3 protein-coding genes are annotated in these 16,814 nt (G+C 69.6%); 2 read left to right on the top strand and 1 reads right to left on the bottom strand.

Features of this window, described 5'->3' with window-relative positions; genetic code table 11:
- The first annotated feature begins 2 nt into the window (after positions 1-2).
- Both HV783_RS02635 and HV783_RS02640 read left to right on the top strand, forming a co-directional pair.
- Positions 3-14,663 carry a filamentous hemagglutinin N-terminal domain-containing protein gene (locus HV783_RS02635; protein WP_175188657.1) on the top strand — a complete coding sequence of 4,887 codons (14,661 nt, stop codon included), beginning with the start codon at positions 3-5 and terminating at the stop codon, positions 14,661-14,663.
- Between the two features lie 9 nt (positions 14,664-14,672).
- Positions 14,673-15,431, top strand: coding sequence for a SapC family protein (locus HV783_RS02640; RefSeq protein WP_054502231.1), 759 nt, complete (start codon positions 14,673-14,675; stop codon positions 15,429-15,431).
- A gap of 83 nt (positions 15,432-15,514) precedes the next feature.
- On the opposite strand, the gene HV783_RS02645 is transcribed toward HV783_RS02640, so the two are convergent.
- A complete protein-coding gene (locus HV783_RS02645) occupies positions 15,515-16,813 on the bottom strand; it encodes an alpha/beta fold hydrolase (RefSeq protein WP_175188658.1) in 1,299 nt (432 codons plus the stop codon).
- Between the last annotated feature and the right edge of the window lies 1 nt (position 16,814).

Here is a 16,814-nt window from a genome sequence, read left to right on the forward strand (position 1 = left end):
CCATGACTCGTCAATCCCGCATCCTCGCCCAATCCGCCCGCCGCCAGGCCCTGAAGGCCCCGCCCCTGCCCGCGCTCACCACCATGGCGATGGTGATCGGCTCGCTGGTCTCCGGCGGCGCCCACGCCAACCCCACCGGCGGCAACGTCGTGGCTGGCGGCGCGACCATCAATGACCGCGGCAACGGCACGCTGGACATCAACCAGTCGACCGGCAAGGCGATCATCAACTGGAAGGGTTTCAGCATCGGCGCCAACGAGACGGTCAATTTCCGTCAGCCGGGCAGCAACAGCGTCACGCTGAACCGCGTGGTCGGCAATGATCCGTCGGCCATCTTCGGCCGCCTCAACGCCAACGGCAACGTGATCCTGGTCAACCCGAACGGCGTGCTGTTCGGCAAGGGCGCGCGCGTGGACGTGGGCGGACTGGTCGCCACCACCGCCAACATCAGCGACAAGGACTTCCTGGCCGGCAAGTACAAGTTCGACCAGCCCTCGTCCAAGGCCAATGCCATGATCGTGAACGAAGGCACGATCAGCATCAAGGACAGCGGCCTGGCGGTGCTGGTGGCGCCGGCGGTGCGCAACTCGGGCGTGATCGAGGCCAAGCTGGGCCGCGTGGCCCTGGCCGGCGCAAAGACCGTCACGGTCGACTTCCACGGCGACGGCCTGCTGAGCTTTGACGCCACCTCGGCCGTCAGCGAGCTGCCCAAGGACGCCGATGGCAAGCCGGTCTCGGCCCTCGTCGCCAACAACGGCGTGATCCGCGCCGACGGCGGCACGGTGCTGATGACGGCGCGCGCGGTCAAGGGCGTGATCGACAACGTGGTCAACACCGACGGCATCGTCAGCGCCAAGGCGGTGGGCACGCAGAACGGCAAGATCGTGCTGTCCGGCGGCGACGCCGGCACGGTCAATGTGGCCGGCACCGTCGAGGCCACCGGCGTCAACGCCGGCGAGCGTGGCGGCAAGGTGGTGGTGACCGGCGAACACGTCAACGTGGCGCGCGGCGCCGCGATCGACGTGTCCGGCGCGGCCGGCGGCGGCGAGATCGCGCTGGGCAGCCAGGGCGTCGCGCCTGACGACGGCTCGGCCGCGTTCAGCGGCAAGTCGTCGACCGTGAAGGTGGCGGCGGGCGCCACCCTCAAGGCCGACGCGCTCGTCAGCGGCAACGGCGGCAACGTCACCATGTGGTCCAACGACGCCACCGCATTCGCCGGCAGCCTGTCGGCGCGCGGCGGCGCGCAAGGCGGCGATGGCGGCTTCGCCGAAGTCTCCAGCAACAAGAACATCGGCCTGACCGGATCGGCCGACCTGCGCGCGCCCAAGGGCAAGACCGGCCTGCTGCTGATCGACCCGACCGACCTGCGCATCGTCGACTCCGCCAGCGGCGGCGGCTCGCAGGACGGCGCGGCCGGCGACGGCACCATCAACGGCGGCGACGCCAACACCGCCAACAACACCGTGTCGCGCGGCCTGCTCGAAAGCCTGGCCGGCACCACCAATATCAAGCTGGAAGCCACCGGCCAGATCACGGTCGCGGACATGGCCGCGATCAACCTGAAGACCACCGCCGGCCACAGCTTCACGATGCGCTCGACCCAGACGGGTGGCATCCGCTTCGAGAACTCGAACACCGAGATCAGCACCCAGGGCGGCTCCATCACGCTGGAAGCGCTGGGCGTGGGCAGCACGCTGGACAACATCGGCAAGCTGACCAGCCGCGGCGGCGCGATCACGCTGAACGCCACCGGCGACATCAACCTGGCCAACGTCATCAATGCCGGCAACGGCGCGGCGCAGATCCGCACCAGCGCCGGCTCGATCCGCAATACCGGCGGCGCCAACCAGGTGGTGGCGGGCAGCACCGTCAAGCTGGACGCCAGCGGCGGCAGCATCGGCGACCTGGCCGCCCCGGTCAATACCCAGACGGCGCTGCTGTCGCTGGCGACCGGCGGCAACCTGGCGGTGGCCAACCGCCAGGCCCTGACGTCGCTGGACATCACCAGCCGCCACGCGCAACCGGGCGTCAACAACAGCTTCCTGCTGACCTCGCCGGACTTGGCCTTCGCGCTGCAGGACAACGGCGGCTACCAACTCAACACCGTCAACCAGTCGGCCCTGCACTTCTCGTTCACCGGCGACCGCACCATCACCGTCGGCGACGTGGCCCTGGGCACCGGCACGCTGGCGCTGACGTCGACGGCCGGCCATATCTACGGCACGGCCGGCGGCCTGCTGAACGCCAACCAGGTCACGCTGAGCGCCGCCGGCAGCGACGGCCGCAACGGCGCGATCGGTTCGTCCGCGCAGGCCCTGCGCATGCAGACCGTGGGGTTGACCGCCACCAGCGGCACCGGCGGCATCTATGTGAACGGCCTGGGCTCGCTGAACCTGAAGGCAATCGACACCACCGGCAACCTGGCCATCCAGACCACCGCCACGCTGACCTTGGGCGATATCAAGGCGGGCGGCGCCGCCGCGCTGACATCGATGCTCGGCAGCATCGTCGACGACGGCAACGACGCCACCAGCATTTCCACCTCGTCGCTGACGCTGTCGGCCGCGCAGGGCATCATCGGCAACGCCGCGCGCGCCCTCAAGACCAACGCCAGCACCCTGTCCGCCACCGCGGGCGCGGGCGGCGTCTACCTGGACAGCTCCAGCGCCAACCTGAACATCACACAGGCGCAGGCCGACGGCGGACCCGTCACGATCACGGGCGCGGGCAGCGTCTCGGCCAACAACGTCAGCTCCGGCGGCGGCGCCATCAACCTGACCGGCAACAGCATCGCCGCCGGCCAGATCAACGCGGGCGCCGGCAATGTCACGCTGACCGCGCGCGCCGGCAGCATCACCGGCACGTCGGCCTCCCTGATCACCGGCAACGTCGTCACCCTGCTGGCCCCGGCCGCCAACACCAGCTACACCGTCGGCACCGCGGGCACCTACCTGCGCACCGCCGCCGGCGTGCTGAACGCCACTGGCGGCAGCATCTACCTGAACCAGGCCCAGGGCTCGGTGCTGCTGGACGACCTGAAGGCCAATAACGGCATCTTCGTCACCGGCGTGGCGAACCTGAGCGCCAACATGCTGGATGCCGGCACCGGCACGCTCTCGCTCAACGCGCAGGGCGGCAGCATCGTGCGCGCCAATGCCAACAGCGCGCTGGCGGGCAGCAGCATCCTCCTGCAAGCCCAGCAACACATCGGCACGGCCAGCGACCACCTCACGACGGCCACCACCAGCCTCACGCTGGGCAGCGGCGGCGACATCTACGTCGACAATCCCGCCAAGACGCTGACCTACCTGGCCATCACCAATTCGCACGCCGATCCGGCCCGTCGCAACACCATCCAGGTAGCCGCGCCGTTCCTGAATTTCGACGTCAATGACGACCTGGGCAACGCCTATGAGCTGCGCCAGGTCTACAGTTCGCTGCTGAGCCAGTTCTCGTTCACCGGCGACCAGAGCCTGAAGCTGGGCAACCTGCGCGCCGGCAGCAACATCACGCTGGTATCGAACCAGGGCAGCATCCTGGACGACGGCATCGCCGACACGCGCGTCACCGCCAACAACGTCAGCCTCCGGGCCGCCCAGGACATCGGCACCAGCGCCAATTTCGTCGCCGTCAACGCGCCGGGCCTGACGCTGGACACGCGCGGCAACCTCTACGCCACCGACATCGCCGACCTCACCTCGTTGACGGTGTACGCGCGCCACAAGGACGTGGACGACCGCTACACGCTGGACGTGCGCGCGCCGTCGCTGCTGTTCAACATCACCGACGATGTCGGCGGCCACACGATCCATGAGGTCCGCGACAGCAACTGGGTCAACTTCAGCTTCAACAGCGACCGCGACATCACGGTCGGCAGCATCGACGCCGGCTACAGCGGCAGCATCACGCTGAACGCCGCGGGCGACCTGCGTGACGACGGCAACAAGCAGACCCGCCTGCTGGCCAACTCGGTCAACCTGAGCGCCGGCAAGGCGGTCGGCGCGACCGGCACGGGCTATCTGGACGTGCTGACCGGCTACCTGAGCGGCACGGCGAGCAATGGCGGCTTCTATGTCCAGTTGCCCAATCCCACCGGCTACGCCAATTACACCGGCATCGTCACCCTGAACAACATCACCGCCAGCGACGCCGTGCAGATCGACCTGCGCCAGGGCGACGCGCTGCTGGCCGGCACGGTGCGCAGCAACGCCGGCAACGTCACGCTGAACGTGGCCAACGGCTCGCTGTACGGCAGCGGCGGCGGGGTCTATGCGGGCGCCAACGACATCACGCTGTCGGCCGCGGGCACGATCGGCGGCGTGTACGGCGGCACCCTGCGCTACGTCGGCGTGGGCGCGGCGGGCCAGGCCAACGTACAGGCCACCGCCGGCACCGACATCTACCTGAACGGCACCACCGGCAACATCAAGCTGACGCGCCTGCAGGCCGGCAGCGGCCAGATCGGCTACACCCAGTCCTCGGGCACCACCACCATCGGCAGCCTGAGCGCCGGCGGCGCGGCCACGCTGGCCAATAGCGGCGGCTCGCTGCTGGACGACGGCGATGCCGCCACCGTGATCCGCGCCAGCAACATCGCCCTGACGGCGGGCGGCGCGATCGGCGCGGCCGGCGCGGCGCTGACGCTGCAGGCGCCCGACGTCAGCCTGACCAGCGGCGGCAACATCGCCGTGGACAGCCTCACCGGCCTGACGCGATTGAATGTCACGCGCAATGGCACGGCCAATGGCGTGTACGGCATCACCGCGCCCAACCTGACGGCCTTCACGCTCACGGACGACGGCCTCGGCATCCACCTGACGGACATCGCCAGCTCGACCAACCTGGACTTCGGCTTCACCGCCAACAACAAGAACCTGCTGGTCGGCAACATCGACGCGGGCGCCAACGGCAAGGTCAGCCTGGCATCGGCCCAGAACATCAGCAACGACAATCCGGCCAGTCCCGGCGTCATCCGCGCCGCGACCGTCGCGCTGACGGCCGGCTCGAACGGCTCCATCGGCTCGTCCATCACGGGCGGCACGCTGGCCCTGAGCGGCACCTCGGCGCTCAGCCTGACCGCCGGCAACAACATGTACGTCGGCAGCGACACCGTGCTGCGCAACCTGACCATCAACAGCCTGAAGAACGCCGGCAGCGCCAGCACGTTCGCCATCGGCGGCGGCGCCGGCCAGGTCATCACCCTCAGCGACGACGGCACCACCCAGTACCTGGAGCAGGTCACGGGCGGCCTGACCGACTTCAGCTTCAGCGGCCGCAAGAACATCCAGGTCGGCGCCATCACCGCCACCAATTCCGTCAGCCTGACCACCGCCGGCGGCGGCGTCTATTCCAGCATCACCAGCGATGGCGGCACCGGGCGCATCACGGCCGGCAGCGTCACGCTGTCCGCCACCGGCTCGGACAGCTACACCGCGCGCGACGCCAACACCGGCGCCATCGGCGCCGGCAGCCGCGCGCTGCGCCTGAGCACCAGCAACCTGGCCATCACCAACAACGGCGACATCAACCTGAACAACGGCGGGCTGGCGCTGAACAGCCTGAACCTGTACCTGTCGCGCCGCGACGCCGGCAGCAGCGCCAACTTCGACACCAACAGCTACGCCTTCGGCAACCTGGGCAGCCAGTCGCTGACGATCGGCGGCGGCACCAATCTGTCGATCGGCGCCAGCATGAGCGGCGCCGCGCTGACGATCAATACCGACACCGCCATCACCGCCAACGCCATCAACACCGGCAGCGGCTCGGTGTCGCTGACCTCGCGCTACGCCAATACCGACCTGGCCCCGACCATCGGCGGCTCGGGCCTGATCACCGGCAACAACGTCAGCCTGAGCGCGCTCGGCACCAACGGCAGCGTCTCGGCGCAGACCAGCGCGTCCAACCTGTCGATCGCCTCGGCCGGCAACGTGTCCGTCGCCAACAACAAGGCGCTGACCGCGCTGTCGCTGACGGCCAACCACAACAGCAGCAGCGGTTCGATCAATAACACGTACAACATCAGCGCCAGCGGCATGACGGCGTTCTCGCTGAGCGACTCCACCGGCGTCGCCGGCCTGACGCTCAACAACATCACCAATACGGGCAACCTGGCGCTGTCGATCTCGTCGGACCGCGCGCTGACGGTCAACAACGTCAGCACCGCCGCCGGCGGCTCGGTGACGCTGGCGAGCAACGGCACCATCTATGGCAACAGCTCCAGCGCCAGCTCGCCCAACATCACCACCGGCGCGCTGACCCTGAACGCCGGTTCGGTCACGGGCACCTACGCCACCAACCAGCCGCTGTTCGTCAGCGTCGACTCGCTCTCGTCCAATGTCCGCGGCAGCCTGTGGGTGTCGAACAACAAGAACCTGACGCTGCTGGACAACAGCGCCACCAGCTCGGCCCAGGTCAACGTGACCAACGGCTCGATCACGCAGGGCGCCGGCCGCTTCGTCACGCCGGTCCTGACGCTGACCGCCACGCAGTCGATCGGCGCCGCCGGCAACGCGATGCAGACCGACACCCGCCAACTGACCACGCAGTCGGGCGGCAACCTGTACGTCAACAACGCCAGCGACCTGTTCTCGCTGAACATCACCGCCAACCACGCCAACAGCGCCGTGGACAACGTGGTGCAGGTGGCGGCCAAGGGCCTGACGTTCAACGTCACCGACGCCGGCGTCTACACGATGACCGAGGTCAGCGACCTGACCGGCCTGAACTTCTCGTTCAACGGCGACCGCACGCTGTACGTCGGCAACGTCGACGTCGGCCCGGCCAACACCGTGAGCCTGGGCGCCTTTGGCTCGGGCGCCCACATCCTGAACCTGACGCCGACCTCGCACATCACCGGCGACGTGGTCACGCTGGGCGCCAGCGGCCAGATCGGCGTGGCGTCGGGCGACAACTCGGGCTCGATCCACACCACCACCGGCGAGCTGTACCTGACCGCCGGCAGCCACGTCTACCTGGACAACGACCGCGACCTGGCCAGCCTGTCGCTGTACGCCACCGGCTCGTCGGCGGCCACCTACCAGATCCTGTCCAACGAACTGCTGTTCGACGTGGCCCACGATGGCAGCCGCCTGCAGGTCAACGAGGTGCGCGACAACACCGGGCTGAACCTGATGCTGTCGAGCAACGTCGGCCAGGACATCGGCATCATCGACACCACCCAGAACGGCACGGTGCGCCTGTCGAGCAACAACAGCATCCTGGGCAGCGCCGACGACAGCCAGCGCGTCACCGCCGCGTCGGTGCAGATCACCACCCAGGGCTCGGGCGCCATCGGCGCCGTGGGCCGCGAGATCAACCTGTCGGCGCCGCTGGTGAACATCCAGAACGCCGGCGACGTCTACATCGACTCCGACCGCCACATCGACGCGCTGACGCTGTATTCCACCGGCAACAGCGCCCGCAGCTACGGCATCACCTCGCCCACCCGCGACGGCGGCAACATCGTGTTCGAGGCCACGGACGGCGGCAGCGGCAGCAGCGCCGGCCTGGTCCTGACCAAGGTCGAGGACGCGGGCGGCCTGAACCTGAGCGTGACCAGCGACCGCAATATCACCGTGGGCGCGATCAATGTCGGCTACGACAACGTGGCGCTGTACTCGCGCGGCGGCTCGCTGCTGGGCGACGGCGACGCCAACAGCAAGATCGACGCGGCCGGCCTGACCCTGACGGCGGCCAACGCCATCGGCGCCGCCGGCACCGGCAACGCCATCGACACCCGCGTCAGCACGCTGAGCGGCCGCGCCGACAACGGCGGCGCGTTCATCACGGTGGAAGGCAACACCAGCCTGCCGAGCCTGACCTCGACCGGCGCCAGCTCGGTGGGCAACACCCTCGGCGACATCGAGCTGGGCACGGTCAACACCAATGGCAACGCCTTCTCGGTCAACAACACGGGCGGCTCGATCCTGAGCGGCACGATCAACAACGCCACCACCGTCAACCTGACGGCCAACGGCTCGATCGGCAACAAGAGCGCCATCCGCACCAATGCCCTGAACGGCGGCACCACCACGGTCACGCTCAGCGCCACCAAGACCGACCGCGCCGATGGCAGCATCGCGCTGAACGAGACCTATGGCCTGCAGGCAACCTCGGTTACCGCGGCCGGCGACATCACGCTGGCCGCCGACACCGGCAGCAACGGCCGCAACCTGACCGTGGGCACCGTCACGTCCACCGACGGCGCCGTCACCCTGTCGACCGCGCGCGGCAGCATCACCGGCATCAACAACAGCAACCTGGTCACCGGCAAGAGCGTCAACCTGACGGCCAACTACGGCACGGCCGCGACGATTGGCGCGTCCAACTCGGCGCGCCTGCACCTGAACACCGGCAAGCTGACGATGGCCACGCCGGGCAGCATCTACGTCGACAACCTGGCCGACCTGTCCGACCTGACCATCATCCGCAACAACGCGCAGGGCTCGAACCTGGGCAGCGCCGGCTTCCTGACCATCGACGCCCAGAACCTGACGTTCAGCGGCGCCGACACCGGCAACGTCACCGCGCTGACCATCGTGCGCGACACGACCGGCCTGAACTTCACGTACCAGGCCGTGGGCGCGATCAACGTGCACGACATCGACGTCACCCAGAATGGCTCGGTCACACTGTCGACCAACCCGTACTACTACACCGGCGGTTCGATCCAGGGCATGAACGCGTCCTCCAAGATCGTCGCCGGCGACCTGACGCTGTCCACCGGGTCGGGCGACACGCCCAACACCATCGGCTCGTCCAGCCTGGCCCTGAACACCCAGGTCAAGAACATCGCCGCCACCGCCTCGGGCGGCATCTGGCTCAAGCAGACCGGTTCGATCAACCTGGGCAACCTGCGTGCGGGCGGCGACCTGTCGGTCACCACCACCACCGGCGACATCCTGGTCGGCACGGTCAGCTACGGCACTGGCAACGCCCTGACCCTGAACGCCCAGACCGGCAGCATCCTGTACGGCGGCGGCACGCTCTCGGGCGCGGGCGCCGGCGCCATCACGCTGACGGCGCAGAACGGTATCGGCACGCGCGACGCGGCCATCAAGATCGCCGCGCCCAACAGCCCGGTGTCGGCCACCGTCACCGGCGACGGCTCGCTCTACCTGGAGAGCAGCGGCAACCTGCTGGGCGGCCTGACGACCTCGGTCGCCAATGGCGAGACGCGCATCACCGGCAACGGCAGCCTGGCGCTGACCAGCGTCACCTCTGGCACCGACGCCACCGGCAACGACATCTCGGTCAAGACCACCTCGGGCAACATCACGGTCAAGAACGTGCAGGCCGGCGCCAACCACGGCCAGGTCACGCTCAACGCCGAGAACGGTTCGATCCTGGCCGACGCGGCCGGCGCCACCGTCAAGGCCTACGGCGTGGCGCTCAACGCCGCCAACGCCATCGGCGCCAGCAACGGCCGCATCAACGCGACCGGCCAGCGCGTCGAAGCCACCACCAGCGGCGGCATGTACCTGGCGGCGGACAACAACTCCGTCTACTCCTACCTGTCGGGCAACATCATCGACATCGCCGCCGCCGGCAATCTGCAGATCGCCAACGCGATCTCGTCCAATGGCGCGATCAAGATCACCGGCAACGGCGCCAACAGCCAGTTGGTGGCCGGCAACATCGACGCCGGCGCCGGCAGCGTCAACATCGACTTCAGCAAGACGGGCAGCACCATCGTCGACGACCGCGAGGACTCCACGCGCATCATCGGCAACAACGTTGTGCTCAAGGCCGGCGCGGGCATCGGCGGCGCCGCCGGCTCGCCCGACAACCTGCAGACGACCGCCGCCAACATCACCGCCGAAGTCACCGGCGCGGGCTCGATCTACCTGAACGACAACCGCGCGGCCGGCACCACGCTGGCGTCGGTCATCACCCAGAACGGCGCGATCGGTATCACCACCGCCGGCCCCACCCTGGTCACCAGCGCCATCAGCCGCAACGGCTCGGCCAGCAACAACATCTCGATCGCCACCACCAGCGGCGACCTGTCGGTGAACACGATCGACGCCTCGGCGGGCGGCGACATCAGCCTGAATGCGGCCGGCTCCATCCTGGGCGCGGTGGCCAACAACCTGGTCCTGGGCAACACGCTGACAGCCGTCGCCGGCGGCAGCATCGGCTCGGCCGCCTACCCGGGCAATGGCTCGGGCGGCATCGCGCTGCGCACCAACCTCGGCGCCCTGGGCAACCTGTCGACCGCCGCCGACGGCGCGGTCATCGTGGTCAACAACATCGGCACGCGGGCCCTCAGCGCCAACAGCGGCAACATCCAGCAGAGCGGCGCCATCAGCTCGGTCTACCTGACCACGGCCGGCGACCTGGACGCCAGCGGCGGCATGTCGAACACCGCCGCCAACCTGCTGCTGTCCTCGGGCGGCAAGCTGACGCTGGCCAGCGCCGGCGTGCAGGCCAACGGCACCATCACGCTCAAGGGCACGCAGGACGTGGTGGCCGCCGGCGCCACGCCGCGCACGATCAACGTCAAGGGCACCACGCTGAATTTCAGCAGCGGCGCCGCGGGCGGCAACACCACGCTGGCGACCGAGGCCCGCACCATCGGGGCCAGCCTGACCGGCACCAGCACGCCGGCCAACCTGACGCTGACCAACACCGGCGCGCTCGACGCGTCGCTGAGCGCCGCCAACGGCGACATCAGCGCCACGGCCACCGGCTCGCTGAACGCCTCGGCCACCGCCGTCGGCAGCAACCGCACCATCGCGCTGACCTCGCAGCACGGCGATGTCGAGATCGGCATCGTCAACGCCGGCGCCGCCAGCGGCACCGTGATCCTGAGCGCCGCCGAGGGCTCGCTGCTGGGGCTGGACAACACCCTCATGGCCAACAGCCTGGACCTGACCAGCAAGACCGGCATCGGCACCCAGGCCGACCACTTCACCACGTCGGCCCGCAATCTCAAGGCCAACGTGCTGGGCAGCGGCGACATCTATGTGGACGCCTCCGGTCCGTTGACGCTGGGCCGCGTCGCGACGGCCGACGGCAACATCGGCATTGCCTCCGCCGGCAACCTGGCGAGCACGGTCGGCCTGTCGGCCGGCAACCGCGGCGACGTCGCGCTGGCCTCCACCGCCGGCAACGTCACCGTCAGCCACGACATCGCCAGCGCCGACGTGCATGACCTGTCCGTGAGCGGCGCGGCCATCGCCATGGCCGCCGCCAACACCAGCGGCAGCCAGACCTACACCGGCAACGTCACCCTCAACGGCGACCTGACCGGCAGCGCCATCGGCATCACCGGCAACGCCACGCTGGCCGGCGGCAAGCGCACCCTGACGGCCAACGGCGCCAACGGCGGCGTCGCCCTCTCGGGCGCGCTGAACGGCGGCGCGCAGCAGGCCGTGATCGTGGCCGACGACGGCGACGTCACGCTGGGCGGCAATGCCTCCAACCTGGCCAGCCTGACCATCACCGGCAACAACATCGACCTGCGCCAGGTCGCCACCACCGGCGCTCAGCAGTACAACGGCGCCACCACGCTGCGCGGCGCGTACACCACCGCCAACGGCGCCTTCGGCGTCGACGGCGCCACCACGCTGGCCAGCACCGTGAGCGTGACCACCGGCAGCGGCGCGGTCGCCTTCACGGGCGCCGTGTCGGGCGCCAACGCGCTGACCGTCACCAGCAGCGGCACCACCACCTACGGCGGCGCGGTCGACATCGCCTCGCTCAACCAGGCGGGCACCGGCGACACGGCCATCAACGGCGGCAGCGTCACCACCAGCGGCACGCAGACCTACGTCGGCCACGTGACGCTGGGCGACGATGCGGTGCTGACCGGCACCACCGTCACCCTGGCCAACGGCGCCGACGGCGCCCATGCGCTGGAAATCGACGGCACGGCCCTGCTGACCGGCGCCATCGGCGCCACCACCAAGCTGGCCAGCCTGACGCTGGACGGCGCCGCCACGCTCAATGCGGGCAGCATCGCCACCACCGGCAACCAGCGCTACAAGGGCGCCGTGACGCTGAGCGGCGATCACACGCTGAGCACCACCACCGGCGGCGTGGCCTTCGACGGCGCGCTGGACGGCACGCATGACCTGCACGTCGTGTCCACGGCCGGCGGCGACGTCAGCTTCGACGCGGTCGGCAGCGCCACGCAACGCCTGGGCAGCCTGACGGTCGACACGGCCGGCACGACCGCCTTCAATGGTTCGGTCTACGCGGCATCGGTGCAGACCGACGACCCGGGCGCCGTGACCATCACGGGAGAGCGCGTCGACACCACTGGCGTCATGCGATTCGGCGAGCTGGTCACGCTGGGCGGCAACGTCACGCTCAAGGGCGCCAGCGTCACCCTGGCCGGCGGCGCGAACTCGACCGACGAGGGCCAGGGCCTGACCATCGAAGGTCCGGCCACGATCAACGGCCCGGTGGGCGCCGGCGCCAATGGCCGCCTGGCCTATCTGACCGTCGACGGCGACGCGACGCTCGGCGGCGGCCCGCTCAAGACGGTGGGCGAACAGTCCTACCTGGGCAAGGTCGAACTGTCCGGCAATGCGCAACTGAGCACCGCCGACGCCAAGGTGACCTTCAACGATACGGTCACCAGCGGCAACGGCAGCGGCCTGACGGTCAGCAGCGGCAGCGGCGACGTGCGCTTTGCCGAACAGGTCGGCGACGCCGCCACGGGCCGCCTGGGCGCCCTGGCCGTCAACAGCAACGGCGCCACCACCTTCGAGAAGGCCGTGTACGCCGCGTCGGTCAACACCGACGCGGGCGGCACCTTGGCCATCAACGGCGGCCTGATCGACACCACCGGCACGCAGTCCTATGGCGAACGCGCCGTGTTCAGCACCGACACCGTGCTCAAGGGCAGCACCGTCAGCCTGCTGGGCGGCGGCGACGGCAAGCACGACCTGACCATCGACGGCAATGCCGTGCTCAAGGGACCGCTGGGCGCCAATGATCCGCTGGCCAGCCTGACGGTCACGGGCAACGCCACGCTGGGCGCCGGCAGCATCGTCACCGACGGCGAACAGTCGTACCAGGGCAATGTGACCGTGGGCGGCAACGTCTCGGTGACCAGCCGCCAGGGCGACATCGGCTTCGACCGCGCGGTCGATGGCGGCCACGGCCTGACGGTCGTCGCCAACCAAGGCGAAGTGACCTTCTCCGGCCCGGTCGGCCAGGGCTCGCGCCTGGGCGACCTGAAGGTCAGCGCCGCCGGCGACATCGTGCTGGACGGCCCGGTGCGCGCCGCCTCGGTGCAGACCGGCGGCAATGGCGACGTGCTGATCAACGGCGGCTCGGTGGACACCACCGGCACGCAGCAATACGGCCAGCACGTCATCCTGAGCGGCGTGGACACCACCCTGACCGGCGCCAACGTGCAGCTCAAGGCCGGCGTCGACGGCACCCAGCCGGGCCAGCAAGGCCTGGTCATCGTCGGCAACGCCGATATCCAGGGCGACGTCGGCGCCACCACGCCGCTGCGCAGCGTGGCCGTCACGGGCGCCACCACCCTGGGCGGCGGCAAGACGCACACCACCGGCGACCAGGTCTACAACGGCGCCGTGACGCTGAAGGGCGACCGCGACCTGACCAGCGACACCGGCTCGGTGATCCTGGGCAGCAAGCTGGATGGCGGCAACGGCAACAACCTGAACGTCAACGCCGGCAAGAACATCCAGGTCGCGGGCGACGCCACCGGCCTGGGTTCGCTGACCCTGCGCGCCGTCGACACCATCGTGTTCAACGGCGACGTCAGCGCCTACCGTGTGCAGCAGTTGGAGGCCAAGTCCGCCAGCTACAACGGCGCGGTGCGCGCCTCCGGCCCGGACGGCATCGACATTTCGGGCGGCACGCTGTCATTTGGCAAGAACGTCACCGCCGACACGGGTTCGATCCGCATCGCCAATACCAGCCCGACCGGCACCACGTCCTTTGGCGCGGGCAGCACCGTGAAGGCCGCCACCGGCTTCACCCAGACCGGCGGCGCCGGGCTGACGCTGCCGGCGCAATTGCTGGTGACGCAGGGCCCCATCAACCTGGGCGCGCCGGCGAAGCTGCAAGGCGGCAACGCGGTCATCCAGACCAACGGCGACATCACCGCCATCGGCCTGAGCGGCCCGCAGACCTCGCTGACGCTGGCCTCCGGCGTGGGCGCGCTGCGCATCGGCCTGAACGACGCGGATCCGAGCCACAAGCTGAACGTGGCCGGGCTGACCGTGCAGAACGCCGGCTCCGCCGACATGTGGGGCGCGATCGGCGGCAAGACCGGCTCCATGGCCGCCACCACGATCCGCAGCTCGCTGGCCGGCGCGCCGTACTTCATGAACGGCGCCGCCTGGGGCCAGACGGACGTGATCGACCGCCTGGCGGCGGTCACGGCCCCGCGCTCGGTGATCCCCAGCACGCCCACCGCCAACCCGCTGTTCCAGGGCACCGTGCCGTCCAAGGGCTTCGGCCCCGACGTGCTGGGCGCCTTCGCCGATCCGCAGGTGCTGACGGTGGCCTCGGCCTTTTCCTGGCAACTGCCTTCCGGCGACAATGCGGTCTTGACCGTGCCGACCGGCAACCACCCGGTGCTGCAAACCCCGGGCGGCAACCCACAACGCCCCGCCGTCGAAGGCGCCGCCGACGACGCGCGCCGCGACACCGACATCCAATCCCGTACTCTCTGACCAGACACCATGACGACGCAAACCTCGCTTCCCCTCTTCTACGAGCAACCCCGTCCGCTCGCCGCCGGCGCGCACGCCAACCTGTCGCTGGCCGGCAACACCGGCTTCGCCTACGCCGCCAGGACCAACGCGGTGCCGCTGGTCGCCACCGAGCTGCCGACCGCGTGCCGCCACTTCCCCATCGTCTTCACCGATGGCGAACAGCCCACGCCGGTCGCGGTGCTGGGCGTGCGCGGCCAGGAAAACCTGTTCGTCGACGCGCAGGGCCAATGGCGCCCCGGCACCTACATCCCGGCCTACGTGCGCCGCTATCCCTTCATCTTCATGGAGAACGAAGACCGCAGCCAGTACACGCTGTGCGTCGACGAGAAGGCCGCCTCGGTGGTCGAAGGCCGTGACAACCCGTTCTTCGACGAGGCCGGCGAGCCGACCGCGCTGGCCCGCAGCGCCCTGGAATTCTGCCGCGACTACCAGAACCAGCACGCCTACACGCTGGAATTCGCGCGCGCCCTGGCCGACGCCGACCTGCTGATCGAGAACCGCGCCGACATCACCCTGGCCGACGGCCAGCGCCTGGCCATGTCCGGCTTCAAGGTGATCGACGAAGCCAAGTTCAACAAGCTGCCGGAAGCGGAATTCCTGCGCTGGCGCGCCAATGGCTGGCTGCCGCTGGTCTATTGCCACCTGCTGTCGATCAACACCTGGCCCAGCCTGATCGACCAGGTGCAGCCGGTCGCCGCGACCGAGGAAGCCGCCGCCGAGGCATGATCTTCTGGAACGCCCGCGGGCCGGCGCATGCGCCAGCCCGCGCCCCACGGCCCCGCCGGCCTCTCCGGTCGGGGCCGTGCGCGTTACTGGCCTTGCCCGGTCGCGCGCGCCAGGAAGGCCAGCACCGCGCGATAGGATCCCTCATTGCCGGCAGCGTTGGCCGGCGGCGTGCCGCCCGCGTCCAGCAACAGGCCGGACATGGCGTGCGGCTTGCTGATCAGCGTGGCCGGCAGGCACGGATAGTGCACGTGATGCCCCGCCCCCTTGCAGACGTAATGCGACGTGGGCAGCCCGTGCGCCTCGCGCTGGCGCATGACGATCTCGGAATACGCGGTGCTGGGCCAGAAGCCGTCGTCCGACGCGCTCACCAGCAGCACCGGGCCGGGATAGCGTTCCACCGGGATGCGGGCGCGTTCGAACGCGGCGGCATCGCGGCTGGCGCTCAGGAACGCATGGGTCTGCCGATAGGGCGGATCCGAGGCGTAGGCCGCCTCCCAATCGGCGCTGGGGTTGTCCTGCCACAGGTGCGGCAAGGGTTCGCCGCCCTTGCGCCAGACCTGCGCATTGCGTCCCGTGCCCGGCTCGCCGGCGCTGACCACGCCATGCGTCACCGGCGACGGCACGTAGGCCACCACCGCGCTCACCAGGTCGGGATAGTGCGACGCCACGAGCAATGAGGTCTCGCCGCCGCGGCTGATGCCGGACAGCGCCACGAAACCATCGCGCGGCTTGAGCTCGGCGCGGGCCCAGCGCAGCGCCTGCTCGAAGTATTCCAGCGGCATGTCGTTCAGGTACTTGGGCCGGCCATCGTAGTTGAAGATGGCCAGCGCCAGGCACTGGTAGCCGCGGGCCGCGAACAGCGCCGCGCGCGGCGCGTTGACGCCGCCGGACGAGCCGTTCATGTAGATCACCAGCGGGTGCGGGCCGGGGCCGGCGGGCGTGTAGAGTTCGCCCGACAGCGTCATGCCGCCGACCTGCTCGCGCACCGCGCGATGCGTGACGCCCTCGGCCACGAAGGTCTGCACCAGCCGCGCGGTAGCCTCACGCTGGCCGTCGGTGGCGTGCAGGTCGATCGCCAGCGGCTCGGTGCGATCGGGCGGAAACACCACCCGGTCCATCTCCTCGCAGGTCATCGACCACACCAGCCCCATGGCGGACGGCTCGGCATAGCTGCCGGACACCGGGCAATCGCGCGCCAGGTCCAGGCTGCCGTCGTGGCCGGCCAAGAACACCGCCTGCGAGCGCCACGGCACGCCGCTCATCGACATGCGGGCCGTGACGGTGACGAAGGCGTAGGCGGGAAAGCCGTCGATGCGGATCTCGCGCGGCACGTCGATCAGCGCGGATTCGGGACTGACGGTGATGCGGGCTGTTTCAGTCATG

The sequence above is a fragment of the Achromobacter dolens genome (assembly GCF_902859745.1).
GTDB classification, from domain to species: Bacteria; Pseudomonadota; Gammaproteobacteria; order Burkholderiales; family Burkholderiaceae_B; genus Achromobacter; species Achromobacter dolens.